A 24,483-nucleotide genomic window follows, 5' to 3' on the forward strand; every position below is an offset into this window, starting at 1 on the left:
TTTTCTCTGGAGGAAGAAAAACTCCAGACAGGGAGTTGACTTAGCGCAACCGCCTGCGTAAATTGCGCGCCTCGCAAGACGAGGGTGATTAGCTCAGCCGGGAGAGCATCTGCCTTACAAGCAGAGGGTCGGCGGTTCGATCCCGTCATCACCCACCACTTGTGAATCGGACGAAAGTCCGGCCGACGCGCAGCGGTAGTTCAGTCGGTTAGAATACCGGCCTGTCACGCCGGGGGTCGCGGGTTCGAGTCCCGTCCGCTGCGCCATATTTTCCATGTCGAGGTTGCTCGGCATGAGGTAGAAAAGCTCCGGGTTTTTCTGCCAGATGAAGCAAGGGTTCCACTGGACGCAAGTCCACCGACACGCAGCGGTAGTTCAGTCGGTTAGAATACCGGCCTGTCACGCCGGGGGTCGCGGGTTCGAGTCCCGTCCGCTGCGCCATATAGAAAAGCCCTCAGGTAGCAATACCTGAGGGCTTTTTTTTGCCTTGAATTCTGGGCTGGCGCTAAATTCTTCCGAGCAATACCAGAATCAGAACGATCACCAGAATGGTGCCAAGAATGCCGGAAGGGCCATATCCCCAGCTGCGGGAATGGGGGAAGACGGGCAACCCGGCGATGAGCAGCAGGATCAGGACGATTATCAGGATTGTACCTAGGCCCATGTTGGGACTCCTTTTTCAGTGCCTGAGGGTTTCGGTCAGCGCCTGCCAGGTAAATTGCTCATGCCCCGCGCTTAATGTTCCGACTGCCGCTTGAAAAAATAATTCATACATACATTGCGGCCGGCTGAGGGTAAAAGAGCCTTGTCGGAGGCGGTTTATGGAATTGACTTGGTTGTATCGTCTAGCAGCCGATGCGGTGGTCGTCCTGCATGGACTATTCATTCTCTTCGTTATCGGCGGCGGCCTGCTGGTGCTCAAATGGCGCTGGCTGCTGGCGCTTCATTTACCGGCTGTGCTCTGGGGTGTGACGGTAGAAGCGTTGCATCTGATCTGCCCGCTGACGCCCTTGGAGAATCACCTGCGCAGGGCTGCCGGTGAGGCTGGTTATCCTGGTAGCTATGTTGACCATTACCTCTTGCCGCTGATTTATCCCGCTGGCCTGACCCCACAGGTTCAGCTGTATCTGGGGGCGTTGATTGTCGTGATCAATGGGCTGGTCTACGCCCACCTCTGGCGCTCGATGAGGCGCTGATCGTTGCGGTTTGTCTCGGTCATTCAGCAATCTGATGGTTGATGGGGACGAATATTTCCTTCGCTACACTGCGCCTATTCAACCGCACAACCCGAACGGGCAGAAGGCAAGCACATGCAAAATCGCATCATGATCACCGGCGCCGGTTCGGGCCTGGGTAGGGAAATCGCCCTGCGTTGGGCGCGCGAAGGTAGTCGTCTGGCGTTGGCCGACGTCAACGAAGCGGGGTTGGCGGAAACCCTCCAATTGGTTCACGAGGCGGGCGGTGATGGTTTCACCCAGCGTTGCGACGTCCGTGACTACAGCCAGCTGACTGCCCTGGCCCAGGCGTGCGAACAGAAGTTCGGCGGCGTCGATATCATCGTCAACAATGCCGGTGTGGCCTCGGGTGGTTTCTTCGAAGAGTTGACGTTGGAGGACTGGGACTGGCAGATCGGGATCAACCTAATGGGGGTGGTCAAGGGCTGCAAAGCCTTCCTGCCACTGCTCGAGCTCAGCAAGGGGCGGATCATCAACATCGCCTCGATGGCTGCGTTGATGCAGGGGCCGGCGATGAGCAATTACAACGTCGCCAAGGCCGGTGTGCTGGCGTTGTCGGAAAGCTTGCTGGCCGAGTTCAAGCAACTGGAAGTGGGCGTCCATGTGGTTTGTCCATCGTTCTTCCAGACCAACCTGCTGGATTCATTCCACGGTCCCAATGTCGGCATGAAATCCCAGATCGGCAAATTGCTCGAAGGCTCGCCTATCAGCGCGACTGAAATTGCCGACTACATCTATCAGGAAGTCGCCAAGGGGACGTTCATGATCCTGCCTCACGAGATGGGGCGCGAGGCGTGGGCGCTCAAGCAAAAAAATCCGCAAGCGCTGTATGACGAGATGGCCAATATGGCGGGAAAAATGCGCGCAAAGGCTAAGCAGGGCTGAGTTTTACTGCTGTCCAGGTAGTCAGCTTTTCCCTGCTCGGGGTTGCCCGATGGCGAGGTGGGGGGTAGGGTGGCTGGCCCGGCCCCGACGGCCACGACGGCATTTGGAACCGCATGAAACCCATGTCCCGCGCCATGCTCTTGCTGGCCTTGATGCTGGCGGCGATTAATTTGCGCCCCGGCATCACCTCACTTGCCCCGTTGATCGAACGCATCGCTGAAGAGCTGTCGCTGAGCCGTGGGCTGATCAGTCTGAGTACGGCTTTGCCCGTGCTGTGCATGGGCTTGCTCGCGCCGTTGGCGCCGCGACTGGCCGCGCGGTTCGGCTTGGAGCGCACCATCCTCGCTTGTCTCGGCTTGATCGGCGGCGCCTTGCTGGTGCGCGTAGGTGGGCATCACAGCGCGATACTGATCGGCAGTTCGGCGCTGGTCGGCATAGGTATTGCGGTGGCTGGGCCGCTGCTGTCCGGGTTCATCAAGCGCCATTTCGTTGGTCACGTCGGGCACGTGGTCGGCTGGTATTCGTTCAGCATGACGCTCGGCGGGGCCGCCGGCGCGGTATTGACGGTTCCGGCTACGCGGCTGTTGAGCGACGACTGGGCGTGGGGTCTAGCGATTTGGGCGCTGCCGGCGCTGCTGGCGTTTGTGCTTTGGCTGGGCGTACCCAATCAGCGCGAAAATGCCCATGAGGTCGCAGGCGGCTTACCGTGGCGTGAGCCGCGGGCGTGGCTGATCACGGCTTTCTTCGCAATCCAGGCGGGCTTGTTCTATGCCCTGACCACCTGGCTGGTGGCGCGTTATCACGAGGGCGGCTTGAGCCTGCTGCACAGTAATGGTCTGTTCAGCACCTTTATGCTGGTTGGCCTGGTGAGCGCGTACATCCTGCCCTGGTTGGCGCAGCGCTTCGATAATCGCTATCAGCTGTTGGTGATCTGCGGGCTGACCTCGACCCTGTGTCTGGGAATGATCACGTTTGCCCCAACAGTCGTTCCGGAGTTGTGGGCGGTGCTGATGGGCTTCGGCCTCAGTGGGTCATTCGCGTTGTCGCTGGTGTTGCCGTTGTACGAGGTGCATACGCCGTTGGCGGTCAGTCGCTGGACGGCGATGATGCTATTCGCCGGTTACAGCATGGCTAGCTCGGCTCCAGTGCTGTCAGGCTTAGGGCGCGACCTGGCGGGCAATTATCAGGCGCCGTTCATGGTACTTAGCGTGCTCGCGCTGGTCATGAGCTGGCTGGCCTGGCGCCTTCGCCCGCGTGGAGAAAGTGCTGCCATCGGTCGGGCGTGAGTGTTGCGAGGTTTTTCCTTCAATTACGTCTTAAGGGCTGCAAGTCGCACGGCACGGCGGTTTGAAAGGTGCTCCGCGCGCACAAAGCATTTCCTCTGCTAGTTTTATCGGGCAACTGTTTGTCGCTTCGTTCGTAGCCGTTATCTGGCATAATCCCGCCCCCTTTTGACCGGTCTAAACAACCTCATGTTCGATCTTCTCAGCGGGCTTGATGCCTGGGTGCTTGTGAGTTTGGTGCTCGCCTTGGCGTTCGTGCTGTTCTTCGAATTCATCAATGGCTTCCACGACACTGCCAACGCCGTCGCCACGGTTATCTATACCAAGGCAATGCCGGCGCATCTGGCCGTCATCCTGTCGGGCATCTTCAACTTCCTTGGGGTTTTGCTCGGCGGGGTCGGGGTGGCATATGCCATCGTCCACCTGCTGCCGGTGGAGCTGTTGATCAACGTCAATACCGGCCATGGTCTGGCCATGGTGTTTTCGTTGTTGGCCGCGGCGATCGCCTGGAACCTCGGTACCTGGTATTTCGGCATTCCTGCTTCCAGCTCGCATACTTTGATCGGCTCGATTCTTGGCGTGGGTCTGGCCAATGCGCTGCTGACCAATATTTCCCTGAGCGATGGGGTCAATTGGCAGAAAGCGATCGATATCGGCATCTCTCTGGTGCTGTCGCCGATGGCCGGTTTTGCTGTTGCCGCGCTGCTGCTGCTCGGCTTGAAGCGCTGGTTGCCGCTGTCAAAGATGCATAACACCCCGGAGAACCGCAAAGAGATCAAAGGCAAAAAACACCCACCGTTCTGGAATCGGCTGGTGCTGGTGTTGTCGGCGATGGCGGTGAGCTTTGTGCATGGTTCCAACGATGGCCAGAAGGGTATTGGCCTGATCATGTTGGTGCTGATCGGCATCGTGCCGAGCCTGTTCGTTCTCGACTTGAACAGCACGACCTACCAGATCGAGCGCACCCGGGATGCCACGCTGCACCTGAGTCAGTTCTATCAGCGCAACAACGCGACCCTCGGCGAATACCTGGCGCTCGGCAAGTTCAATGGTTCTGACCTGCCAGAACTGTTCCGCTGTGAGCCGAAGCAGACCGAACCGACCATCAACGCGTTACTTGCCACGCTGAAGAACGTTACCGATTACAGCGCCTTGCCTGCGGAAAAACGCATCGAAGTTCGGCGTTATCTGCTCTGCCTGGATGACACCGCGAAGAAGGTTGGCAAGCTTGAGGGCTTGCCCGCGCGGGAAAAAGCGGACCTCGACAAGCTGCGTAAGGACCTGACCGCAACCACCGAGTACGCGCCGTTCTGGGTCATCTTCGCCGTCGCGCTGGCGCTAGGTATCGGCACCATGGTCGGCTGGAAGCGCGTGGTCCTGACTGTTGGCGAGAAGATCGGCAAGCAGGGCATGACCTACGCGCAGGGCATGGCGGCGCAGATCACTGCCGCCTGTGCGATCGGCATGGCCAACGTGTTCAGTCTGCCAGTTTCGACCACCCACGTACTGTCCTCGGGTGTCGCCGGGACCATGGTGGCGAACAAAAGCGGCCTGCAAGGCGGCACGGTGCGCACCATTCTGCTGGCCTGGGTGCTGACCCTGCCGACATCGATGTGTCTGGCCGCCGGCCTGTTCTGGCTGGCCACGCGTTTCGTCGGCTAAGGTTCGACTACCGAAAAGGCGCCGCAGGGCGCCTTTTTTCTACCTGCGCCAACCTGCACAAACTTTGCAGGTGCAGCGTTTCCCAAGGTCACGGGTCCTGTGTTAGAAGGCTGCCTTCAGCTTCTGGAGTGTCTGCGTGGAATCCGAATCCATCGTCTATGGTTGCATCCGCGATTGGCCGTCTGCCGATCCGGAGCAGCGTGCTGAGCGTCGCGCCACCAATCAGCGCGAATTGGCCGCGTTGCCTGCCGGTAGTGATTGGCCGTTCCTCGGACGCGATATGTTCTCCTGCTGCCAGCAACCGGGCGAGGGCTTGTACCAGACCCAGGTGATCCACTTCGGCGCCAGTTATCGGGCCGTGGAATATGAATGGAAGCTCTGGGTCGAGCAGTTCGAAGCGCTTCTCAAACGGTTGTACTGGGCCAGCGCAGTGGTGCACCTGGAGACCGAGTTGAACGGTACTCACACCTTTCGCTGGGAGTCCGAGAAAGGCTTCCACAGCCCGCGAGAGGACAGCCTGCGCGTGCGCTGTGCGTGGGAGCGTGAGGGCAGCCTGCGCGGCTGAACCGAACGCCTTGGCCGGCTGATCAGTATTCAATCCGAATCCGGAATCCTCGCATGCTCAATTACCTGTGGTTCTTGCTCGCCGCGCTGTTCGAGATCGCCGGCTGTTACAGCTTCTGGTTATGGCTGCGGCTCGGTAAAAGTGCCTGGTGGCTGGCGCCAGGGCTACTCAGCCTGACCCTGTTCGCACTGCTGCTGACGCGTGTCGAAGCGGCGTATGCAGGCCGCGCCTATGCGGCCTATGGCGGGGTGTACATCGTTGCATCGCTGGGATGGTTGGCGCTGATCGAGCGGACCCGGCCATTGGCGAGCGACTGGTTGGGCGCCGCGCTATGTGTGCTGGGGGCGAGCATCGTGTTGTTCGGTCCGCGCTTTTCCTCGTCGTAGCAGCAGGCCACGAAGTCTGACGCGCTGCTGGCCCCTGCGCTATTCCTGCTCCAGCCACTCGCGCGGCACGTCGCGCTTCAGGGCGAGCTGGCATTGCTGGCTGTCGGCATCGAAGACGATCACTGCCTCGCCTTTCTCCAGGGCGCGGCGCACGCGCTGGACGCGGACGGTCAGTTCGGTCTCGTCGCCATTGTCGGTGCCATCGCGGGTCACGAAATCTTCGATCAGCCCGGTCAGCGTTTCGGCTTGCAACAGGTCGTAGGGAATCAACATGGTGCTTCTCCGGAACGGGGCGGCGATACTAACAGGCAGCTCTTGGCTTGGAAGCCTGTTGTGCGACTGACCAGCCGGTCGCGGACAGAAGGTTCAGCCGTTCGCCAGCGACTGGTCGAGCAGATAGCGATCCAGCGTGGCGTAGAGCAGGGCGCCATCCAGTGGCTTGCCGAGGAAATCATCCATGCCGGCGTCAATCCCGCGCTGCCGATGCTCATCAAGAATATGCGCAGTCAACGCCACTATCGGCACCGCGGCGAGGTGCTGCTCGCGCTCCACCAAGCGGATCTGCCGGGTCGCTTCAAAGCCGTCCATTACCGGCATTTCGCAGTCCATCAGGATCAGCTGAAAACTCTCCGGAGCGCGTTGGTATTCCTCGACAGCCGCGCGGCCATCGTTAACCAGGCGTACGTTGTAGCCGCGTTTTTTGACGAAACCCTGCACCACCAATTGGTTAATCGGATTGTCCTCGGCGATCAGGATGCAGGGAATATGATCGGGATCGAGTTTGCGTTCGCGATGCGCCGGGCGTGGTTCCATGCGGCGTTCCATATAGAGTTCATGCAAGGTGTCGCGCAACGGCACCAGGGTCAGTGGCAGCGCTAAATTGAGCAGACGCAGCCCGTTGATACCGGTCAACGACTGACAGTACTGCGGCGGGCATAGCACCAGTATGCGTTGGCCGTTTTGCAGGCGCGGGCGCAACGAGTCGAGCCATAACGTCACGCTGCCGGGCCAGGGTGACATCAGCACGAGCAGCGGCGGCACGGCGAAATCATCGAAATAATCCAGCAAGCGTTCCGGGTTCTGACAGCGCTCGGTGCGCATGCCCCAGCGGCCTAGTACCCGACTCAGGGCGTCCAGACCCAGGCCATCGAGCGAGCACAGCAAGGCGGTGTGGCCCTGCAGCAAAGCAGTCAGCGGATCGCTATGCGTCGCCTCATATTCGAGCGGCAGGTCGAAACTGAAGCGCGTGCCCTGGCCAGTGTTGCTCTGCACTTCAATACTGCCGCCCATCATCTCCACCAACTCCTTGCTGATTACCAGGCCCAGACCGCTGCCGCCATAACGGCGGGTGGTGCTGGAGTCGCCCTGGGCGAAGGATTTGAACAGCTGGGTCTGCACCGAGGCAGAAATGCCGATACCGCTGTCGCTGACCGCGAACACCAGTCGTTCCGCCTCGTTGGAGCCATAACGGCGGCACACATTGATGGCCACATGCCCTTCTTCGGTGAACTTCAGGGCGTTACCGAGCAGGTTCATCAGCACCTGCTTGAGCCGCGTCGGGTCGCCCTGCACGAACCGCGGTACGCCGCCTTCGATACTCAAATACAGGCGCAGATTCTTTTCCAGCGCCTGAGCGGTGAACAGGCTGAGGGTGGCGGAGAGCAATTCTTCCAGATCGAACTCGATTTTCTCCAAGCTGAGCTTGCCGGATTCGATCCGCGCGTAATCGAGGATGTCGTTGATCACCGCCATCAACGAGCTGCCGGAACTGACGATGGTATCGACGTAAAAACGCTGGCTGCGGTCCAGGGTGGTTTCCTTGAGCAGTTGCAACATGCCCAACACGCCATTCAGGGGCGTGCGGATTTCGTGGCTCATCTTGGCCAGGAAACGGCTTTTCGCCTGATTCTCGATTTCCGCTTGCTCGGCGGCCTGGCGCGAGACGAAACCCTCTTCCTTGAGCAAGTTGATGCGATCGGCAAGACCGATGGATAAGGTGATCAGTTCGATCGTCACGCCGATCTTCACCACGGCGGCGCCGAAGATGCCGAACAGCGCCATGCCCAGCGAGTCGGTGGTGATTTGGATAAAGGCAAACAGCAAAATGCCCCACGCCAGCATGTAATAGAAGCCATAGCGCAGGCCCTTGCGCCACACGTAGGCGCCACACAGCAGCAGGTAAAAGGACACTGCGAGCGTGGCCAGACTAGTGAGAATGCTCCAGGCATGCATGGACAGCAGCGGCGTGGCCAGCAAACAGGTAAGCACCAATAGCATCGCCACGCGCATGCTCAAATCGAGCTGCGGGAGAAATCGCCGGGTGTGCAGAAAGTGGCGGCTGAACTGCAACGCCGCCAGGCAGTGCAGATACATGAACAGATAGATGCTGATCGACTGGAAGCCCACCTGCTCCGGTAGCAACTTGAACAGCATCCCGTCGAAACTAGCGGCCATCAGGCCGACGTTGAGGATGTACACCAAGTACCAGAAATAGCTCGCTTCGCGCAGCGAAATGAACAGGAACAGGTTGTAGAAAAACATGGCGAACAATACGCCGTAGAAAGCGCCGTTGATGCCTGTCAGGGTTTCCTGGGCGGCCGTGCTGGCCGCATAGGTGCCGAAATACATCGGTACGAACAACGTGCTGCTGCTCTGTACGCGTAACAGCAGGATGTTTTCACCGCCCGGCAAATCGACCGGAAACCACAGATCAACAACTCCCACCGGGCGCTGTGTGAAGGCTAAATGGTCGCCGCTGCGTTGTGCATGAACTTGACCGTCCGGGGTGATCAGCGAGAGCTGCAAGTCATCGAGCAGCGCGTAATTGATTTCTAAGAAGCCACGCAGGGTATGGCTGCGGCGATTGTCGAGGCGCGCCTTGAACCACCAGGTTGAAGCGTTCTTGCCCAAATTGGCATGGATGCCCTGCACGGGCGTGAAGGCGGAGTCGGGCAGGGCCCGCACCTCTTCGAGGGAGAGTGTTCCGTGCGGATCTTCGAGATAACTGAGATGCGGCGCCAGCGACAGACGCAGCTCATCGCGCTCTAGTAGCGCGGGCGGGGTGGCCCAGGCGCTAATCGAGCAGCAAAACAGCAGCACGGCCAGAAACAGACGGGGCATTTGCCCACCTCATGCAGGCGGGCATGCGCGTCAGAGCCATCCGGTGGCGCTTTGCATCCTTCGCCCGTACAACCGGAGCGGGGAAAAGCGTGGGTGTACCGAGAGCCTGAGCGTCTGCCCGGGAATTTACGGCACTTTGCTCCTATGCGCTGTTGCCATCAAGGGTCCTTGTCGCGCCGTCCGACCACGCTGGGTGTTTGTGTGATGGCTGAAGCGCTCCAGCGAACCTTCGGGCAACTTGGGTGTGAGCGTTGCTGCGTAGGTTGGGTTGAGGAGCACAGCGATGAAGCCCAGCGAGCGGTCTTCAGCGTTGCTTTGCGTCGCTACGGAGGCCGCCGTTAGGCTTCGCGGGCTCAGCCCAACCTACGCGTTTTGCGCAGGTAATCGAGATCGGATTTGGGCAGCTTCAGGGCTGCCCGCAGGCGCGGTTGGCGGGTACCGCAATGTCCATCAGTCGTGGGTTGGGCAGTTTGAGCCCGGCCATCAGCGCCGCATAGGCCTCGCCATCGGCGACCTGCAGGCGCGGGTTGTGGGCGGCTTCCTCGGCGAGGGTCGAGCAGGCCCAGCCCTTGTAGTCGTGGCCGGGCCACAGCTCGGTGTTGCCCGGCAGGCTCAGCAGGCGTTGCAGGCTGGCCCATTGCTGGCGGGCGTCGCCGTTCTGAAAGTCGGTGCGGCCGGTGCCGCGGATCAGCAGGGTATCACCGCTGAACAGCCGGGCCGGTTGCTGCGCAGCGGCAGGCAGGAGGAAGCAGTAGGAGTCGTCGGTGTGCCCCGGCGTGTACCAGGCGAGCAGCTCGCGCCGGCCAAACGCCAGGCGTTCGCCATCGGCGAAGGTGAAGCTGGCGCAGGTGCTACCGCTCTGCGCGCCGAAGCCGCTGCGACAGCCGGTGGCGCTGCGCAGCTCGCCAAGTGCGGTGATGTGGTCGGCGTGGGTGTGCGTGTCGAGCGCGAGTACCAGGCGCAGTTGCAGTTCGTCGAGCAGGCGCAGGTAGTCGTCGAGCTTGTCCTTGACCGGGTCGATCAGCAGCGCTTCGCCCTGATCGGCGAGCAGGTAGCTGTAGGTCGAACTAGTGGCATCGAACAGTTGGCGAAACAGCATGTCAGGCACCTCCCAGGAGCTTTTGTCCGGCCAGCGACAGGCTGGTGGCCACCAGCAGCACGGCGAACAGGCGCTGCAGCAGTTGCCCGCCGAGGCGCAGGGCGAGTTGGTTGCCGAGCATTACGCCGAGCGCACCGCCGCCGGCCAGACCGCCGAGCAGCAGCGGTGAAGGCTGCGCGCTGCTCAGGTAGAGCAGAAAGCCGCCACCGGAAACCACGGCGATCACTGCCATTGAGGTGGCGGCGGCCGCCAGCATCGACAACGGGGTGAACCAGAGTAGTGCGGGAACGACCAGAAAGCCGCCGCCGACGCCCATCAATCCGGACAACAGGCCGACGCCCAGACCGATGGCGACCAGCGGCAGGCTGCGCAGCGGTCCTTGGCTGGAACGCGGCAGGGCGGCGCTGCGCCACATGCGCCAGGCCGACCAGAGCACCAGCAGGCAGAAACCGATCAGCAGCAGCGCTTCGGGGGCGAAATGGCCCAGCCACTGCCCCAGGGCGTTGCCCGGCAGGCCGCTGAGGCTGAGCAGCAGCACCGGCCGCCAGGCCACCTGACCCTGGCGCGCGCGCGGCACCACGCCGATCAGGGCGGTGAGGGCCACCGCGCCGAGGCTGACGCCGATGGCGTCGCGCAGTGGCAGGTGCAGGCTGAGCAGCAGCGGCAGGGCGACCAGCGAACCGCCGGCGCCGGTCAGGCCGAGCAGCAGGCCGAGCACCGCGCCGATGCCCAGGGCTCCGAGCAGTAACGTGGACATCAGTGATTCCAGGGCATGCGCGCCAGCAGCAGGGCCATACCGCAGGTGTTGCTGAGGCCGGCGAAGGTCAGCCCGGCGCCGACGAAAGCGGCCAGGCCGTACCAGCCCGGGTGCAGCCAGGTACCGAGGATCACCCCGAGCAGCACCAGGCTGCCGGCGCCGATCTGCACCTGGCGCTGCAGGCTGATCACGCCGCTGCCCGCGCTATTGCCTGGCAGGCCGCAGGCCAGGCAGGCATCGGTGCCGCCGTCGATCACCTGCACGCCGGGTAGCACGTGTTGCAGGCGCTCGGCGGCCTGGCGCGCGCGCTGGCCTTTCTGACACAGCAGGTAGAGTTCGTCGCCGCGTTGCAGGCCCTCGCCCTTGAGCTGGGCGGCCAGTTGCGCCGGGTTGAGCTGGTCGAGCGGTACGTTGCGCGCATCGGTCACATGCTGGGCGCGAAACTCCGCGGGGCTGCGCACGTCGATCAGGAAGCGCACCCGGCCCTGCTGGCGGATGGCGGCGAAGCGTTGGGCATCGATCAGGCATACGGTGTCGGTCATTTCGGGTACTCCCGGGGAGTATCAGGTGTATTTGGTGAAGATCGCGCGGACTCGCGTCAGGGTCTCGGCGTCGTTGCGGTCGGGATCGAGCATGGTCTCTTCCAGCAGGCAGGCGAGCATCTCCTGATAGGCCCTGTCCAAAGCCTTGCGCGCCGCCGAGAACTGCTGGGCGATGGCTTCGCACTCGTCGCCGCGGCGGATCATCGCCTGGATGCCACGGATCTGGCCCTCGACGCGGGCCAGGCGTTTGAGCATGGCGCCCTGTTGGTTGGGGTTGGGGCTGGTCATGCTGTTTCTCCCGTATACCCGTGGGGGTATGTATACAGGGGGGAGTATGCTGGCGAAGTGGAAAAGGGGACAAGTGGAAAGGGGACAGATTTATTTGAATGCGCTGAACAGGAGTGCTCAGGTTTTAGAGTCGAAGGAGGGAGCCGCTATGCCTAGGATTGGAAGAGTTCCATTGCCCAACTTCCCACACCAAGTCGTTCAGCCTGGCCGCAATCGTCAATTAAGACGGCGGTTTTACATTACCGGCCTGATCTGAAAGTTTGTCCCCTTCTCGCGTGTCCCTTTTTCGCTGACGGCGCTGGTTAGTGCTTGAGGATCGCTTCGGCCACCGGGCAACGCAGTTGCGCCGGGCTCAGGTCGGCGAATTTCTGCAGATCGACCGGCTCGCCGGGCTTGATATCTAGGCGCTGGCGCAGGTCATCGAACATCGCGTCGTAGTCGTCGCGAAAGAACATCACCGGGCCGCTCGGCACCCGTAAACCATGCTTGCCGGCCAGGCGGCTGGCCACGCTGGCGAAGTTGACCGCCAGCTCGCGGGGCAGCTCGAACGACTCGGTGAATGGCTGCCCATCGATCTCGCCATGCAGGTCGAAATGCACCTGCTGAGCACCCTGGGGATCACGTTCGAGGTCGTAATCCAGATGGATCTCGAAGCGTTGCCCATATGGACTTTGCGGCTGCAGATACAGATGGCCTGGCTGAAACATTGGTGCCCCCTCGACTCTGTGCGCCGGCCGGGTGCCGGCGACTTGTAGTGGGTTTACCGCTATTCAAACTCCCAATACGCAACACCGACTTGATCGAGGTCAACAAACGGCTCTGCGCCGGTTGGCTCACTGACCGCGAATCACCCGGCGCAACAGGAAACGGTTGGGGTGGCAGGCCTCGGCGATGTCACGGGGCAATGGTAAGGGCTCGTCGTTGAGCCAAGCCGCCAGCAGTTCGCCACTCAATGGCGCGGTGATCAGCCCGCGCGAGCCGTGACCGCTGTTGACGTACAGCCCGTCCAGCCAGGGGCAGGGTGTTTGCGGAATCTGCCGGGCGTCTTTGCCCAGTACCGCATAACGGCTGGCAAACTCCGCGGCGTCGGCGAGTGGGCCGACGATGGGCAGATAGTCTGGGCTGGTGCAGCGGAACGCGGCGCGGCCTTGCAGTTGCTCGGCGCTCAGCGTGTCGACATGCAGGCGCGCGGCCAGGTCGGTGGAAATCTCCGTGAGCAGACTCAGGTTGCTCTGGTGTTCGGCGCTGGTGGGGGTCAGGTCGTCGCTGCTGAAGTCAAAACTGGCGCCCAGCGTGTGCTCGCCGTCGCGGGCGGGGGCGACATAGCCTTCGGCGCAGACCACGGTGCGCAAGGCGGCGCTCGCTGCGGTCTGCGGCAGGCGGGTGATTTGTCCGCGGATGCGTTTGAGCGGCAACTCGGCGCTCTGCGCAAAACGGCGTACCTCGGCGGCGCCGGCCAAGATCACCACCGGCGCGCTGGCGAGCAGACGATCGCCGGCCCAGGCCTGCCACTGCCCGTCGACTCGCGTCAGATGCAACGCTTCGCTGTGCGCCAGCAAACGGATCGCCGGATGCGCCAGCTGGGCGCGACACAGCGCAGGCGGATGCACCCAGCCGCCTTCGGGATAGAACAACCCGCCGCCGGGCAGGCCGACGCCCGCCTGGGCCTCGGCTTCCTGGCGATCCAGCGCTACCAGCAGATCGGCCGGGAAGGCTTCAGCCAGACGTGCCTGGCGCGCGGCCTCCTTGGCGTCGAAGGCCAGTTGCAGGACGCCGCAAGCATCCCAGTCCTGGCCTTTGTTCAAGCGTTCGAGGCGCCGGCGGGTATGCCCAAAACCGGCCACGATCAACCGCGACAGCGCGGTGCCATGCGCCGAGAGCTTGAGATACAGCACGCCTTGCGGATTTCCCGAGGCCTCCTGCGCCGGCTCGGCATGTCGCTCCAACACGGTCACCTGCCAGCCGCGTGCGGCCAGGCTGGCCGCGCTGGCACAACCGGCCAGCCCCGCGCCGATCACCAGCGCCTCGCGCAGCGGCGGCACGAAAGTAGGGCGGGCAAACCAGGGAGTAGCCGCGCGCTGCGGCGAGCCGATGAAGCGGCCCTGCATGACTTCCCATTTTTTGCCCAAGCCGGGCAGGCGTTTCATCTTGAAACCCGCGGCGATCAAACCGCGCCGTACGAAGCCGGCACTGCTGAAGGTGCCCAGCGTCGCGTCTGGCGCCGACAGCCGGGCCAGTTCGGCATACAGCGTGGCGTTCCACATTTGCGGGTTCTTGGCCGGCGAAAAACCATCGAGAAACCAGGCGTCCACCTGGGCATCGAGCTGCGGTAAGCATTCCAGGGCATCGCCGATCAGCAGGGTGAGCACCACGCGCCCCTCGGCCAGCAGGATGCGCTGGAAACCGGGGTGAATCGCCTGGTACTGGGCCAGCAACTGCCCGGCATAGCCCGCCAGCTGTGGCCACAGCGCCAGCGCGCGGTGCATGTCGGCGGCGGTCAGTGGGTACTTCTCGACGCTGACGAAATGCAATTGAGCGCCTGGCGCGGCGGTTTGCTCGAACAGCTCCCAGGCACAGAGAAAATTCAGCCCGGTGCCAAAGCCGGTTTCCCCAATGACCAGCCGGCCACTGTCGGGCAGCGCGGCAAAGCGTTGCGCCAGCTCGTTGTTGGCGAGAAACACATAGCGGGTCTCTTCGAGGCCATCGAGGTTGGAAAAGTACACGTCATCGAACAGCGGCGAGCGCGGCAAACCTTGCGCGTCCCAGTCGAGGCAGGCATGGCTGAAGGGGGCGGAAGGTGAGTCGGGCATGGTCTGGCTCGCTGGCGAATGGCGCATTCTAGCCGATCAGGGCAAGCGTCTGATTACCCAGGAACAGGCATATCCGTTAGGCTCAGCGGGTCATTCCAGGGAGTTAGCCATGTTTGAATCAGCGGAAATCGGTCATTCCATCGACAAGCAAACCTATGAAGCCGAGGTCATCGAACTGCGTGAGGCGCTGCTCGAAGCCCAGCTTGAGTTGAAGCAGCAGAGTCGTTTTCCGGTACTCATCCTGATCAATGGCATCGAGGGGGCGGGCAAGGGGGAAACGGTCAAGCTGCTCAGCGAATGGATGGATCCACGCCAGATCCAGACCGAGAGTTTCCTGCTGCCGACCGATGAAGAGCTGGCGCGCCCGCCGCAGTGGCGCTATTGGCGCAAGATGCCGCCCAAGGGCAAGATCGGCATCTTCTTCGGCAACTGGTACAGCCAGATGCTGATCGACCGGACTCGTCGCCAAGTGAAACTCAGCGAGCTGGAGCAGAACATCGACGAGGTGGTGCGCGCCGAGAAAATGTTCAGCGACGAGGGCGCGCTGATTCTCAAGTTTTGGTTCCATCTCTCGAAAAAGCAGCTGAAAAAGCGTCAGAAGGAATTGCAGGGCGACTCGCAGCGCAGCTGGCAGATCAGCGTGCTGGACTGGAAGCAGGCCAAGGTCTACGACAAGTTCGTCAGCAGCGCCGAGCTGATCTTGCGGCGTACCAGCCGTGATTACGCGCCCTGGTATGTGATCGAAGGCTTCGATCCGCGTTATCGCAGCCTCAGCGTCGGCCGCACCATTCTCGAAAGCCTGCAGGCCGCGCTCAAGGCGAAGAAACTGCACGAGGCCAATCCGCATGCCGCGCCGCTGGTTTCCAGCCTGGATAACCGTGGCTTGCTGGACAACCTCGATCTACGCCAGAGCTTGGCCAAGGACGTCTACAAGGCGCAGCTAGCCAAGGAGCAGATGCGCTTGAGTGGCCTGATCCGCGACAAGCGTTTTCGTCGCCACTCCCTGATGGCCGTGTTCGAGGGCAACGATGCCGCCGGCAAGGGCGGGGCGATTCGCCGCGTTACCGAGGCGCTCGATCCGCGCCAGTACAACATCGTGCCGATCGCTGCGCCTACCGAAGAGGAACGCGCCCAGCCGTATTTGTGGCGCTTCTGGCGGCATGTGCCGAGCAAGCGCCATTTCACCATTTTCGATCGCTCCTGGTATGGCCGGGTGCTGGTCGAGCGGGTCGAAGGTTTCTGTTCGGAGGCCGACTGGATGCGTGCCTACAACGAGATCAACGATTTCGAAGAGCAACTGCACAACTACGGCGTTGTGGTGGTGAAGTTCTGGCTATCGATCGATCAGGACACCCAGCTGGAACGCTTCAAGGAGCGCGAGCAGATCGCCTTCAAGCGCTACAAGATCACCGATGAGGATTGGCGCAATCGCGACAAGTGGGATGCCTACGCCGATGCGGTTGGCGATATGGTGGACCGTACCAGTACCTCTATCGCGCCTTGGACGCTGGTCGAGGCCAACGACAAGAATTTCGCCCGGGTCAAAGTACTGCGCACTATCAACGATGCGCTGGAGGCGGCGTTCGAGCGGAGTTGAGGCGGATCGGTGCAGCGGAATTGGCGCGCATATATGCGCGATGAATGATCCTCGCCGCCGACATGGGGCGAGACTTATTCTGCTGCCGGTTTTCAGATTGTTCACTAACAACAAATTGCTCACTAACAAACAATGAGGTGTGTGCCATGCGTGAAGTGGTAATAGTCGAAAGCGTTCGGACTGGTCTGGCCAAATCCATCCGCGGCAAATTCAACCGCACCCGTCCGGACGATATGGCCGCGCATTGCGTGAATGCCCTGCTGGCACGCACGGGTATCGACCCGGCCCTGGTCGACGATTGCATCGTCGGCGCTGGCTCCAACGAAGGCGCGCAAGGCCACAACATCGGCCGTAACGTCGCCGTGCTGTCTGGCCTGGGCATCGGCGGCGCGGGCATGACCCTCAACCGCTATTGCTCGTCTGGCCTGCAGGCCATCGCCATCGCCGCCAACCAGGTGGCTTCGGGTTGCAGCGATGTGATCGTCGCCGGTGGGGTGGAATCGATCTCCCTGACCATGGGTCGCGCCAACAACGACAATCTGGTCAACCCGCGTCTGCAACTGGAACACCCGGGGATTTACTACCCGATGGGCCAGACCGCCGAAATCGTCGCCCGTCGCTACAACGTGACCCGTGAGCAACAGGATCTCTACGCCCTGCAAAGCCAGCAGCGCACTGCCCGCGCGCAGGCCGAAGGGTTGTTCGACGATGAAATCGTGCCGATGACCGTGCAATATCTGGTCGAAGACAAGGCCACCGGCGAAAAGAAAATGGCCGATGGCGTGGTTGATCGCGACGACTGCAATCGCCCGGACACCACTCTGGAAAGCCTGCAATCTTTGAAGCCGGTCTTCGCCGAAGACGGCTCGGTGACCGCGGGCAACGCTTCGCAGCTGTCCGATGGCGCCTCGATGACGCTGGTGATGAGCCTGGACAAGGCGCTGGAGCTGGGCCTCAAGCCCAAGGCGTATTTCCGTGGCTTTACCGTGGCCGGCTGCGAGCCGGACGAAATGGGCATTGGCCCGGTGTTCTCGGTGCCCAAGCTGCTCAAGGCCAAAGGTCTGCAGATCAGCGATATCGATCTGTGGGAGCTCAACGAAGCCTTCGCTTCGCAGTGCCTGTACGCCCGCGATCGCCTAGGTATCGACAACGACAAGTACAACGTCAACGGTGGCTCGATCTCCATCGGTCACCCGTTCGGCATGACCGGTTCGCGTCAGGTCGGCCATCTGGTGCGCGAACTGCAGCGGCGCAAACTGCGCTACGGCATCGTCACCATGTGCGTGGGCGGCGGCATGGGCGCCACCGGCTTGTTCGAGGCTTATAACTGAGCCGCGATAGGCAATAAAAAACCGCGCTTCGGCGCGGTTTTTTTACGTCTGGCTCAGTCGGCTGGGGCGGCTGCCTGATCAGTGGCTGCGTCTGTTCAGCAGCTCTTTGGCCTGAATCTGACGATTGATGTACTGGTGGACTTCCCGTTCGGCATCGAAGCGCGTGAAGTACGGGCCTTCCAGGGTGCCTTCGCGCGTGGAGAAGTAAAATTGCCCGTTCACTGAGCTAACCCGCTCGCTGCGGTAATGGGTGCGGGCGTCGCTGTCCGACGCGCGTTGTCCGTACATTTCGCATCTCCTTTGAAAAACTTCAGATCGCCGAGTTTCAGTCTAATCGGCTGATGGTCATTTGCGCGTAGCGGCGACAAGTGGTTGATTTAGGCCGTTATGTCGCACTAATTTTTTGCTGGTTTTCGCTATTTTTCGTCAAATTTCCGGCGAATGCATTTTTCAGCCATACAGTTCTTCGCCTGATCACGGGGCAACTGTCCCTGTAGAGCCACAGCAGCTGGCGCCTAGAATGTTGGTTTGCAGCTGCTACTTGCGTCTCAGGTTTTGCAGCTCTGCCAATTCGAGGCTGCCATGCACGTTTCTTCCGGCCGCTGGCTCTACGGCCTGCTACTCGCGCTCACCACCGCTGTGTTGTGGGGCGTTCTGCCGATCCTGCTCAAAGAAGTGCTGCAGGCGATGGATCCCGTCACCGTCACCTGGTATCGCCTGTTGGTTTCCGGTTCGATCTTGCTGGGCTATTTAGCCGCGAGTCGGCGCTTGCCGAGCCTCCCGCTCTTGGGTGGCAAGGGCTGCTGGCTGCTGCTGTTGGCCATTGCCGGTCTGGTTGGCAACTACGTTTTCTATCTATTGGGCCTGCAGCTGCTCAGTCCGGGGACCACCCAATTGGTGATTCAGATGGCCCCGGTGTTGTTTCTGATCAGCAGTATTTTCGTGTTCCGCGAGCGCTTCAGCTTCGGCCAGGCGGTCGGTCTGGTGATCTTGCTGCTGGGTTTCGGCTTGTTCTTCAACCAGCGGCTGGCGGAGTTGCTGTCCTCCCTGACGACGTACACCACCGGCGTGCTGATCGTGCTGCTCGCGGCGTTTATCTGGACGTTTTACGGGCTGGCGCAGAAGCAGTTGCTGACGGTTTGGGATTCGGTACAGGTGATGATGGTGATCTACCTGGCTTGCGCGCTGGTCATCACGCCATGGGCGCAGCCGCTGCAGATCGTCAGTCTGAGCCCGCTGCAGGGTTGGTTACTTCTCGGCTGCTGTTTGAACACCCTGGTGGCTTACGGTGCGTTCGCCGAAGCGTTGGCGCATTGGGAGGCTTCGCGGGTCAGTGCGACGTTGGCGATCACGCCGCTGGTGACCTTCGCCTCGGTAGCGCTGGCCGCGAGTTGGTGGCCCGAGCATGTGCAGCCCGAACAGATCAATGCCTTGTCGTATTTCGGCGCGCTGCTGGTGGTATTGGGTTCGGCCCTTACCGCGCTAGGGCCGTCATTGCTGGCGAGTCTGCGCGCCCGGCGGGCCCGCCTCGCGGGCCAGTTGTAACCGCATCAGGCGCGCATGCCGAGTTGTTCGGCGCGCCGCAGCCAATCCTGACGCTGCGCCTCGGAAGACGGGCGGACCGGGGAAAACTCAGTCAGCCGGCGGGTCTTGACCCCACAGCTGCCGAGTATCGTGCGGGTCATCTGGCGATGCGCCGGCGCACCGTAGATCCAGCGGAAGTACCAGCGCGAGGTGTCGAGCGTGACGAGCAGGTCGGCGCTGCGTCCGGTCAACAATTTGTCCCAGTGCTGGGAGCGAGTGTTGCGGTACTTGAAGGCGAAACCGGGCTGGAAGACCCGATCGAAAAAGCCTTGCAGCAAGGCCGGCAAGCCGCCCCACCAGACCGGATAGACCAACACCAGATGCTCGGCCCAATGGATCTGCCGCTGCGCTTCAAGCAGGTCGGTTTCCAGGGGCTGATTCGAGTCGTAACCGCCATGCAGGATGGGGTCGAACTGCATCTCGCCCAGCTTCAACTGGCGCACTACATGGCCCTCGCTGCGCGCGCCCTGGGCGTAGGCTTCGCCGAGGGCATGGCACAAGCTGCCGGTTTTGGGGGTGCCGAAGATCATCAGGATGCGTTTGCCGTCGCCTTCCAGCGGGGTGGCGCCGGTTTTCGTCATCTCAACCATGTTGCCCACTCTCCAGCATGCTTTCCGGACGCACCCAGGCGTCGAACTGCTCTTCAGTCAAATAGCCCAGCTCCAGCGCCGCCTCGCGCAGCGTTGTGCCTTCGCTGTAAGCTTTCTTGGCGATTTCCGCGGACTTGTCATAGCCGATGTGCGGATTCAGCGCGGTTACCAGCATCAAGCCGCGCTCCAGGTGGGCGGCCATCTGTTCGGCATCCGGTTCCATGCCGGCGACGCAGTGCTGCTGGAAGTTGCGGCAGCCATCGGCGAGCAATTCGATCGATTGCAGCAGGTTGTGGATGATCACCGGTTTGAACACATTCAGCTGCAGATGACCCTGACTGGCGGCGAAGCTGATGCATGCATCGTTGCCGAGCACCTGGCAGGCGATCATCGACAGCGCCTCGCACTGCGTCGGGTTGACCTTGCCGGGCATGATCGAGCTGCCCGGTTCGTTGGCCGGCAGCTTGACCTCGGCAAATCCGGCGCGCGGGCCGGAGCTGAGCAGGCGCAAGTCGTTGGCGATCTTCATCAATGCCACGGCCAGGGTTTTCAGCGCCCCGGCCAGCGTCACCAGGGGTTCATGCCCGGCCAGCGCGGCAAATTTGTTCGGCGCGCTGGTTAGCGGCAGGCCGGAGAGCGCGGCCAGTTCGGCGGCCATGGCCTCGGAAAAACCCGGCGGGGCATTGAGTCCGGTACCCACGGCCGTGCCGCCTTGAGCTAGCTCACAGGCAGCCGGCAACGCGGCCCGCAAGGCACGCTCGGCATAGTTGAGTTGGGCGACAAAGGCCGACAGTTCCTGGCCGAAGGTGATTGGTGTGGCGTCCATCATGTGGGTGCGCCCGGTTTTCACCAGTTTGCTGTGGCGCGCGGCCTGTTCGGCGAGGCCGCCGGAAAGCTCGGCGATCGCCGGCAGCAGGGCGTGTTGCACGGCCTGCACGGCGGAGATGTGCATGGCGGTGGGGAAGCAGTCGTTGGAGCTTTGCCCGCGATTGACGTGATCGTTCGGGTGGACCGGATTTTTCCCGCCACGCCCATTGCCGGCCAGTTCATTGGCGCGCCCGGCGATTACTTCGTTGACGTTCATGTTGCTTTGCGTACCGCTGCCGGTCTGCCACACCATCAGCGGAAACTGATCGTCGAGTTGCCCGTCGAGCACTTCATCGGCGGCTTGCTCGATCAGTCGGGCGATATCGTGTGGCAGGTCGCCGTTGCGATTGTTGATCCGCGCCGCGGCCTTCTTGATCAAGGCCAGGCCGTGTAATACCGCCAGCGGCATATGCTCCCTGCCGATGGCGAAATTGATCAGGGAACGCTGGGTCTGGGCGCCCCAGTAGGCCTCTTCGGCGACTTCGACGGGGCCGAGACTATCGGTTTCGGTACGGCTCATGATGGTTCTCCGGAGGGTCTTCCGGCAGTTTAGGCCGCATCATCGGCCGCGGGTTCCTCATCGATCGATATAACTCCACTCGCTTGCCTCTACCAGCGAGCTTCGGTGTTGCCCAGCCAGCCGACTGCATTGTGTACGGGCACGCGCTCGCCATTGGAGTCGCGCAGCATGCCGTTGAAATGCCCGAACCATTGGCCGGTACCCGCATAGAAAGGTCCCAGTCGCGGGCCCGCACGATGGAATTGTCGAGGGGTGAAGGTCAGGTCGACGCGCCGGTCTTCGGTCGCCAGGGCCCAGGGGGCGAGGGGATGGCTCGCTGTCTGCTCGATGCGGACCTGGCATTCCAGATGGGTCAGTTCGCCACCGAACCACAAGGCGTTTTCCGACAGACCGCTGGCGTCGGTCCAGCCCGAGCCGAAATTACCGGCGATGCCGCCTGGTGCGGCAAAGGCGGCGCGCGTCCAGTGGCTATGCAGCGGCCAGACGCCCCGGCCGAAATCCAGCGCAGCAAAGCTCTGGCCCAGATCGCAATTGTATTGGCGTTGACCCAGATGCACGCTGCCATTGGTGGGCAGCCCCAGATGCCGGGAGGTGGCATGGAAGCCGTTATTGGCCAAGGGCACGACCAGATTGACCGAGTCAAGATGGGCCGGGCGCTGGATATCAAGGGCAGCATGCAGGGGCTGACCACCGATATCCGGAGCGATCACGGTCAAACGCAGACGGCCGGGCTGGGCATCGGCCTTTAGCTGTAGGAGCGGGTGATGAAACGCGTGGCTTTCCAGTGGCGTGTCGGGCAGCTCGCAGCCGCGGCCAAACAGGCGTATCTGGCGGCGAGCAACCGCTTCGCCACTATCCAGATCGAGGAAATAGACGGCGCCGAAGCTGAGGTAATCGACGTTGGCGAGAGTCAGCGACAGCATCCAGCGAGGCGTGGTGACGCACCAGTGGTTCCAGCGTTTCCGGCGAAAGACATTCCCGGGCAGGGCGCAATGCACCTGCGGTCGGGGTGACCAGCCGATGGCAGCGGACGATAGCTGGCCATTGGCATCGCAGAGGGATTGCAAGGGTGGGTTGCCGGTACGGGTCAAACTATTCATCAGCACGTCCGTGTGTGCGTTCGAGAGGGGCAAGACAAGGCGCAATAAGGCAGGACAGCCTTGCCTGGCGAGGGCGTAAAGCATGCCCAGCAGGCCTAAGGATGGGCAAGTACTGGCACTTTGGCAATTCTGTCCTCTGTGTCTTGTGCCTCGCTTGGTTTGTGAACCGTGCGCAATCGCCACACCCTTGAGCCGTGGACGGGCAGGGCGCAGAATGGCCTCCCCCGAGGCTTGCCGTGCCCGATGGCCTCTCAGAAAGATAAGGAATCCTTGATGACACCGATTCGTGCACTGTGTACTGCCGTTCTCCTCGCTGGTCTCAGCGGCCAGGTATTCGCCGATGCCGCTAGCCATGCCGCCAATGCCGAGCGTTTTCTCAAACTGGCGCATGCCGACAAGTTGACCGTGCCGGTGTACTCCCAGGTGCAGCGGATGTTTGCCCAGCGCTTTGCCCAGACCCAAGCGCCGGAATCCAAGAAAGCGCTGCTCGAGAGCTACCAGGCCAAGGCCAACGCTGCGCTGGACAAAGCCATCGGCTGGAATCAGATCAAGCCGGATATGGTCAAGCTGTACACCAGCAACTTCAGCGAGCAGGAGCTGAAAGATCTGCTGGCCTTCTATGAGTCGCCGCTGGGCAAGAAAATGCTGGCGAAAATGCCGGAGCTGACCGAGAAGTCTGCCCAGATGACTCAAGGCAAACTCGAAGCCGCTGTGCCGGAAGTCAACAAACTGCTCGCCGACATGACCACCCAATTGGCCCCTAAAGACGCCGCACCCGCAGCGCCAGCCAAAAAGCCGTAAGCGGAGCTTTGCATGAGCATGCGTGAACGAATCCAGACGGCCTTGGCCGCTCTGGAGCCGCAGCATCTTGAAGTGTTGGACGAAAGCCATATGCATAGCCGTGGCCTGGAAACGCACTTCAAGGCGGTAGTAGTCAGTGCGTTGTTTGCCGGTCTGAACGCGGTCAAACGCCATCAGAAGGTGTATGCCGCGCTTGGCGAGTTGATGGGCGAGTTCCATGCCTTGGCGCTGCATACCTATACCCCCGAGGAATGGGCGGTGCAGGGCAATGCGCCAGATTCGCCGACGTGCCGCGGTGGCAGCAAGCACGACCACTGACCGCGCATGTTTCTGCAATAGCCAGCCAATGTGCTGGCAATCGACCGGGCCAGGGCAATCGACTTGGCCGGTCGAGGTCGACCAAGGGGGACGGCGCGCCGCGGACTTTTTGTTAGAATCCGCCCGCGCTGGCTCCAGTCGGCCTAGTCGTTTAATCCCAGTCCGCCCTTTACGGGGGCGACTACTGAAGGAAATTCCCCGCATGACTCAGAACATAGTCGTGGCGGCGCTCTACAAGTTCGTCACCTTGACGGATTACATCGCGCTGCGCGAACCGCTGTTGCAAACCCTGCTCGAGCACGACATCAAAGGCACCCTGCTGCTGGCCGAAGAAGGCATCAACGGCACGGTTTCCGGTAGCCGCCAAGGCATCGACGGGTTGCTCGCCTGGCTTAAGGGCGATCCGCGCTTCGTCGATATCGACCACAAAGAGTCGTATTGCAATGAGCAGCCGTTCTACCGCACCAAGGTCAAGCTGAAGAAGGAAATCGTCACCCTCGGTGTGGCGGGCGTCGATCCGAATCAGCAGGTCGGCACCTACGTCGACGCGCAGGACTGGAACGCGCTGATCAGCGACCCGGAAGTCCTGCTGATCGATACCCGTAACGACTACGAAGTGGCCATCGGCACCTTCGAAGGCGCGGTCGATCCGCAGACCAAGTCGTTCCGCGAGTTCCCCGACTACATCCAGGCGCACTTCGACCCGGCCAAGCACAAGAAAGTGGCGATGTTCTGCACCGGCGGCATTCGTTGTGAAAAGGCCTCCAGCTACATGCTTGGCGCAGGGTTTGAGGAGGTTTATCACCTCAAGGGCGGCATTCTCAAATACCTCGAAGCAGTGCCCGAAGAGCAGACCCGCTGGCGTGGCGACTGTTTCGTGTTCGATAACCGGGTCACCGTGCGCCATGACCTCAGCGAAGGCGAGTTCGATCAATGCCACGCCTGTCGCATGCCGATTTCGCTCGAGGATCGCCAGTCGCCGCACTATGTCGCCGGTATCAGCTGCGCGCATTGCTGGGACTCGCTGAGCGAGAAGACCCGCGCTGGCGCACGCGAGCGGCAGAAGCAGATCGAACTGGCCAGGGTGCGCAATCAACCGCATCCTCTGGGCTACAACCCGCGTCTAAAAACAGAGTAGTGACT

General features: G+C 61.7%; 25 protein-coding genes and 3 tRNA genes. 15 read left to right on the plus strand and 13 right to left on the minus strand.

Features of this window, described 5'->3' with window-relative positions; genetic code table 11:
* Positions 1 to 82: 82 nt before the first annotated feature.
* The 3 genes from NVV93_RS06825 to NVV93_RS06835 all read left to right on the plus strand — a co-directional run bounded on the left by NVV93_RS06825 (position 83) and on the right by NVV93_RS06835 (position 441).
* A tRNA-Val gene (locus NVV93_RS06825) sits at positions 83 to 158 on the plus strand.
* A 31-nt stretch (positions 159 to 189) separates the two neighbouring features.
* Positions 190 to 266: transfer RNA gene (locus NVV93_RS06830), tRNA-Asp, on the plus strand.
* Between the two features lie 98 nt (positions 267 to 364).
* Positions 365 to 441 (plus strand) — tRNA-Asp (locus tag NVV93_RS06835).
* Between the two features lie 64 nt (positions 442 to 505).
* Here the strand turns inward: NVV93_RS06835 and NVV93_RS06840 are convergent.
* Complete coding sequence (locus NVV93_RS06840; protein WP_258253680.1) at positions 506 to 664, minus strand: DUF3309 domain-containing protein; 159 nt, start codon at positions 662 to 664, stop codon at positions 506 to 508.
* Positions 665 to 821: 157 nt separating this feature from the next.
* On the opposite strand from NVV93_RS06840, the gene NVV93_RS06845 reads away from it, so the two are divergent.
* The 6 genes from NVV93_RS06845 to NVV93_RS06870 all read left to right on the plus strand — a co-directional run bounded on the left by NVV93_RS06845 (position 822) and on the right by NVV93_RS06870 (position 6,016).
* Positions 822 to 1,196: a DUF2784 domain-containing protein gene (locus NVV93_RS06845; protein ID WP_258253681.1), complete on the plus strand. Its 375-nt coding sequence runs from the start codon at positions 822 to 824 to the stop codon at positions 1,194 to 1,196.
* 114 nt (positions 1,197 to 1,310) lie between these two features.
* Positions 1,311 to 2,120, plus strand: coding sequence for an SDR family oxidoreductase (locus NVV93_RS06850; protein WP_258253682.1), 810 nt, complete (start codon positions 1,311 to 1,313; stop codon positions 2,118 to 2,120).
* Positions 2,121 to 2,233: 113 nt separating this feature from the next.
* The gene (locus NVV93_RS06855; RefSeq protein WP_258253683.1) at positions 2,234 to 3,406 is read left to right on the plus strand and encodes a CynX/NimT family MFS transporter; all 1,173 of its coding nucleotides are present in this window, start codon (positions 2,234 to 2,236) and stop codon (positions 3,404 to 3,406) included.
* A 186-nt stretch (positions 3,407 to 3,592) separates the two neighbouring features.
* Entirely contained in the window at positions 3,593 to 5,065 is a 1,473-nt protein-coding gene (locus tag NVV93_RS06860; RefSeq protein ID WP_258253684.1) for an inorganic phosphate transporter, read from the plus strand.
* A gap of 136 nt (positions 5,066 to 5,201) precedes the next feature.
* Positions 5,202 to 5,630, plus strand: coding sequence for a hypothetical protein (locus NVV93_RS06865; protein ID WP_258253685.1), 429 nt, complete (start codon positions 5,202 to 5,204; stop codon positions 5,628 to 5,630).
* A 53-nt stretch (positions 5,631 to 5,683) separates the two neighbouring features.
* The gene (locus tag NVV93_RS06870; protein WP_258253686.1) at positions 5,684 to 6,016 is read left to right on the plus strand and encodes a YnfA family protein; all 333 of its coding nucleotides are present in this window, start codon (positions 5,684 to 5,686) and stop codon (positions 6,014 to 6,016) included.
* 39 nt (positions 6,017 to 6,055) lie between these two features.
* Here the strand turns inward: NVV93_RS06870 and NVV93_RS06875 are convergent, their stop codons facing one another.
* The 8 genes from NVV93_RS06875 to mnmC all read right to left on the minus strand — a co-directional run bounded on the left by NVV93_RS06875 (position 6,056) and on the right by mnmC (position 14,632).
* Positions 6,056 to 6,289, minus strand: a complete 234-nt coding sequence (locus tag NVV93_RS06875) for a YheU family protein (RefSeq protein WP_258253687.1) — start codon at positions 6,287 to 6,289, stop codon at positions 6,056 to 6,058.
* Between the two features lie 93 nt (positions 6,290 to 6,382).
* Entirely contained in the window at positions 6,383 to 9,136 is a 2,754-nt protein-coding gene (locus NVV93_RS06880) for a hybrid sensor histidine kinase/response regulator (RefSeq protein WP_258253688.1), read from the minus strand.
* Between the two features lie 406 nt (positions 9,137 to 9,542).
* A complete protein-coding gene (locus NVV93_RS06885; protein ID WP_258253689.1) occupies positions 9,543 to 10,235 on the minus strand; it encodes an MBL fold metallo-hydrolase in 693 nt (230 codons plus the stop codon).
* A gap of 1 nt (position 10,236) precedes the next feature.
* Positions 10,237 to 10,992, minus strand: a complete 756-nt coding sequence (locus NVV93_RS06890) for a sulfite exporter TauE/SafE family protein (protein WP_258253690.1) — start codon at positions 10,990 to 10,992, stop codon at positions 10,237 to 10,239.
* Positions 10,992 to 11,534: a rhodanese-like domain-containing protein gene (locus NVV93_RS06895; RefSeq protein ID WP_258253691.1), complete on the minus strand. Its 543-nt coding sequence runs from the start codon at positions 11,532 to 11,534 to the stop codon at positions 10,992 to 10,994. Before NVV93_RS06895 ends, NVV93_RS06890 begins: the two co-directional genes overlap by 1 nt.
* A gap of 21 nt (positions 11,535 to 11,555) precedes the next feature.
* Positions 11,556 to 11,822, minus strand: a complete 267-nt coding sequence (locus NVV93_RS06900) for a metal-sensing transcriptional repressor (RefSeq protein WP_258253692.1) — start codon at positions 11,820 to 11,822, stop codon at positions 11,556 to 11,558.
* 302 nt (positions 11,823 to 12,124) lie between these two features.
* Complete coding sequence (locus NVV93_RS06905; protein ID WP_258253693.1) at positions 12,125 to 12,529, minus strand: DUF5064 family protein; 405 nt, start codon at positions 12,527 to 12,529, stop codon at positions 12,125 to 12,127.
* Positions 12,530 to 12,655: 126 nt separating this feature from the next.
* On the minus strand, positions 12,656 to 14,632 hold the full coding sequence (gene mnmC, locus NVV93_RS06910) for a bifunctional tRNA (5-methylaminomethyl-2-thiouridine)(34)-methyltransferase MnmD/FAD-dependent 5-carboxymethylaminomethyl-2-thiouridine(34) oxidoreductase MnmC (RefSeq protein ID WP_258253694.1): 1,977 nt from the start codon (positions 14,630 to 14,632) through the stop codon (positions 12,656 to 12,658).
* 109 nt (positions 14,633 to 14,741) lie between these two features.
* On the opposite strand from mnmC, the gene pap reads away from it, so the two are divergent.
* Together pap and NVV93_RS06920 are read left to right on the plus strand one after the other, a co-directional pair.
* Entirely contained in the window at positions 14,742 to 16,229 is a 1,488-nt protein-coding gene (gene pap, locus NVV93_RS06915) for a polyphosphate:AMP phosphotransferase (RefSeq protein ID WP_258253695.1), read from the plus strand.
* A 146-nt stretch (positions 16,230 to 16,375) separates the two neighbouring features.
* Positions 16,376 to 17,560, plus strand: a complete 1,185-nt coding sequence (locus NVV93_RS06920) for a thiolase family protein (protein WP_258253696.1) — start codon at positions 16,376 to 16,378, stop codon at positions 17,558 to 17,560.
* 78 nt (positions 17,561 to 17,638) lie between these two features.
* On the opposite strand, the gene NVV93_RS06925 is transcribed toward NVV93_RS06920, so the two are convergent.
* Positions 17,639 to 17,848 carry a DUF6316 family protein gene (locus NVV93_RS06925; RefSeq protein WP_258253697.1) on the minus strand — a complete coding sequence of 70 codons (210 nt, stop codon included), beginning with the start codon at positions 17,846 to 17,848 and terminating at the stop codon, positions 17,639 to 17,641.
* Positions 17,849 to 18,142: 294 nt separating this feature from the next.
* Between NVV93_RS06925 and NVV93_RS06930 the strand changes: the two genes are divergently transcribed.
* Positions 18,143 to 19,105 (plus strand): DMT family transporter, encoded by a 963-nt coding sequence (locus tag NVV93_RS06930; RefSeq protein WP_258253698.1) that lies wholly within the window; start codon positions 18,143 to 18,145, stop codon positions 19,103 to 19,105.
* 5 nt (positions 19,106 to 19,110) lie between these two features.
* Here NVV93_RS06930 and NVV93_RS06935 read toward each other — a convergent pair whose 3' ends face one another.
* The 3 genes from NVV93_RS06935 to NVV93_RS06945 all read right to left on the minus strand — a co-directional run bounded on the left by NVV93_RS06935 (position 19,111) and on the right by NVV93_RS06945 (position 22,221).
* A complete protein-coding gene (locus tag NVV93_RS06935; RefSeq protein ID WP_375162911.1) occupies positions 19,111 to 19,734 on the minus strand; it encodes an NAD(P)H-dependent oxidoreductase in 624 nt (207 codons plus the stop codon).
* Complete coding sequence (locus tag NVV93_RS06940; RefSeq protein ID WP_258253699.1) at positions 19,727 to 21,121, minus strand: class II fumarate hydratase; 1,395 nt, start codon at positions 21,119 to 21,121, stop codon at positions 19,727 to 19,729. The genes NVV93_RS06935 and NVV93_RS06940 overlap by 8 nt, the downstream gene beginning before the upstream one ends.
* An 89-nt stretch (positions 21,122 to 21,210) precedes the next feature.
* The gene (locus NVV93_RS06945; RefSeq protein ID WP_258253700.1) at positions 21,211 to 22,221 is read right to left on the minus strand and encodes a DUF2804 domain-containing protein; all 1,011 of its coding nucleotides are present in this window, start codon (positions 22,219 to 22,221) and stop codon (positions 21,211 to 21,213) included.
* Positions 22,222 to 22,494: 273 nt separating this feature from the next.
* Between NVV93_RS06945 and NVV93_RS06950 the strand changes: the two genes are divergently transcribed.
* The 3 genes from NVV93_RS06950 (at position 22,495) to NVV93_RS06960 (ending at position 24,478) form a co-directional block, all read left to right on the plus strand.
* Positions 22,495 to 23,022, plus strand: coding sequence for a DUF2059 domain-containing protein (locus NVV93_RS06950; protein WP_258253701.1), 528 nt, complete (start codon positions 22,495 to 22,497; stop codon positions 23,020 to 23,022).
* 12 nt (positions 23,023 to 23,034) lie between these two features.
* A complete protein-coding gene (locus NVV93_RS06955) occupies positions 23,035 to 23,340 on the plus strand; it encodes a BolA family transcriptional regulator (protein ID WP_258253702.1) in 306 nt (101 codons plus the stop codon).
* A gap of 202 nt (positions 23,341 to 23,542) precedes the next feature.
* Positions 23,543 to 24,478 carry a rhodanese-related sulfurtransferase gene (locus NVV93_RS06960; RefSeq protein ID WP_258253703.1) on the plus strand — a complete coding sequence of 312 codons (936 nt, stop codon included), beginning with the start codon at positions 23,543 to 23,545 and terminating at the stop codon, positions 24,476 to 24,478.
* Positions 24,479 to 24,483: the final 5 nt, after the last annotated feature.

The sequence above is a fragment of the Pseudomonas sp. LS44 genome (assembly GCF_024730785.1).
In the GTDB taxonomy this organism is placed as follows: Bacteria; Pseudomonadota; Gammaproteobacteria; order Pseudomonadales; family Pseudomonadaceae; genus Aquipseudomonas.

Coding starts and splice junctions, on each gene's coding strand:
- NVV93_RS06840 (WP_258253680.1), bottom strand. CDS start 664: ATGGGCCTAGGTACAATCCTGATAATCGTCCTGATCCTGCTGCTCATC.
- NVV93_RS06845 (WP_258253681.1), top strand. CDS start 822: ATGGAATTGACTTGGTTGTATCGTCTAGCAGCCGATGCGGTGGTCGTC.
- NVV93_RS06850 (WP_258253682.1), top strand. CDS start 1,311: ATGCAAAATCGCATCATGATCACCGGCGCCGGTTCGGGCCTGGGTAGG.
- NVV93_RS06855 (WP_258253683.1), top strand. CDS start 2,234: ATGAAACCCATGTCCCGCGCCATGCTCTTGCTGGCCTTGATGCTGGCG.
- NVV93_RS06860 (WP_258253684.1), top strand. CDS start 3,593: ATGTTCGATCTTCTCAGCGGGCTTGATGCCTGGGTGCTTGTGAGTTTG.
- NVV93_RS06870 (WP_258253686.1), top strand. CDS start 5,684: ATGCTCAATTACCTGTGGTTCTTGCTCGCCGCGCTGTTCGAGATCGCC.
- NVV93_RS06875 (WP_258253687.1), bottom strand. CDS start 6,289: ATGTTGATTCCCTACGACCTGTTGCAAGCCGAAACGCTGACCGGGCTG.
- NVV93_RS06880 (WP_258253688.1), bottom strand. CDS start 9,136: ATGCCCCGTCTGTTTCTGGCCGTGCTGCTGTTTTGCTGCTCGATTAGC.
- NVV93_RS06885 (WP_258253689.1), bottom strand. CDS start 10,235: ATGCTGTTTCGCCAACTGTTCGATGCCACTAGTTCGACCTACAGCTAC.
- NVV93_RS06890 (WP_258253690.1), bottom strand. CDS start 10,992: ATGTCCACGTTACTGCTCGGAGCCCTGGGCATCGGCGCGGTGCTCGGC.
- NVV93_RS06895 (WP_258253691.1), bottom strand. CDS start 11,534: ATGACCGACACCGTATGCCTGATCGATGCCCAACGCTTCGCCGCCATC.
- NVV93_RS06900 (WP_258253692.1), bottom strand. CDS start 11,822: ATGACCAGCCCCAACCCCAACCAACAGGGCGCCATGCTCAAACGCCTG.
- NVV93_RS06905 (WP_258253693.1), bottom strand. CDS start 12,529: ATGTTTCAGCCAGGCCATCTGTATCTGCAGCCGCAAAGTCCATATGGG.
- mnmC (WP_258253694.1), bottom strand. CDS start 14,632: ATGCCCGACTCACCTTCCGCCCCCTTCAGCCATGCCTGCCTCGACTGG.
- pap (WP_258253695.1), top strand. CDS start 14,742: ATGTTTGAATCAGCGGAAATCGGTCATTCCATCGACAAGCAAACCTAT.
- NVV93_RS06920 (WP_258253696.1), top strand. CDS start 16,376: ATGCGTGAAGTGGTAATAGTCGAAAGCGTTCGGACTGGTCTGGCCAAA.
- NVV93_RS06925 (WP_258253697.1), bottom strand. CDS start 17,848: ATGTACGGACAACGCGCGTCGGACAGCGACGCCCGCACCCATTACCGC.
- NVV93_RS06930 (WP_258253698.1), top strand. CDS start 18,143: ATGCACGTTTCTTCCGGCCGCTGGCTCTACGGCCTGCTACTCGCGCTC.
- NVV93_RS06935 (WP_375162911.1), bottom strand. CDS start 19,734: ATGGTTGAGATGACGAAAACCGGCGCCACCCCGCTGGAAGGCGACGGC.
- NVV93_RS06940 (WP_258253699.1), bottom strand. CDS start 21,121: ATGAGCCGTACCGAAACCGATAGTCTCGGCCCCGTCGAAGTCGCCGAA.
- NVV93_RS06945 (WP_258253700.1), bottom strand. CDS start 22,221: ATGAATAGTTTGACCCGTACCGGCAACCCACCCTTGCAATCCCTCTGC.
- NVV93_RS06950 (WP_258253701.1), top strand. CDS start 22,495: ATGACACCGATTCGTGCACTGTGTACTGCCGTTCTCCTCGCTGGTCTC.
- NVV93_RS06955 (WP_258253702.1), top strand. CDS start 23,035: ATGAGCATGCGTGAACGAATCCAGACGGCCTTGGCCGCTCTGGAGCCG.
- NVV93_RS06960 (WP_258253703.1), top strand. CDS start 23,543: ATGACTCAGAACATAGTCGTGGCGGCGCTCTACAAGTTCGTCACCTTG.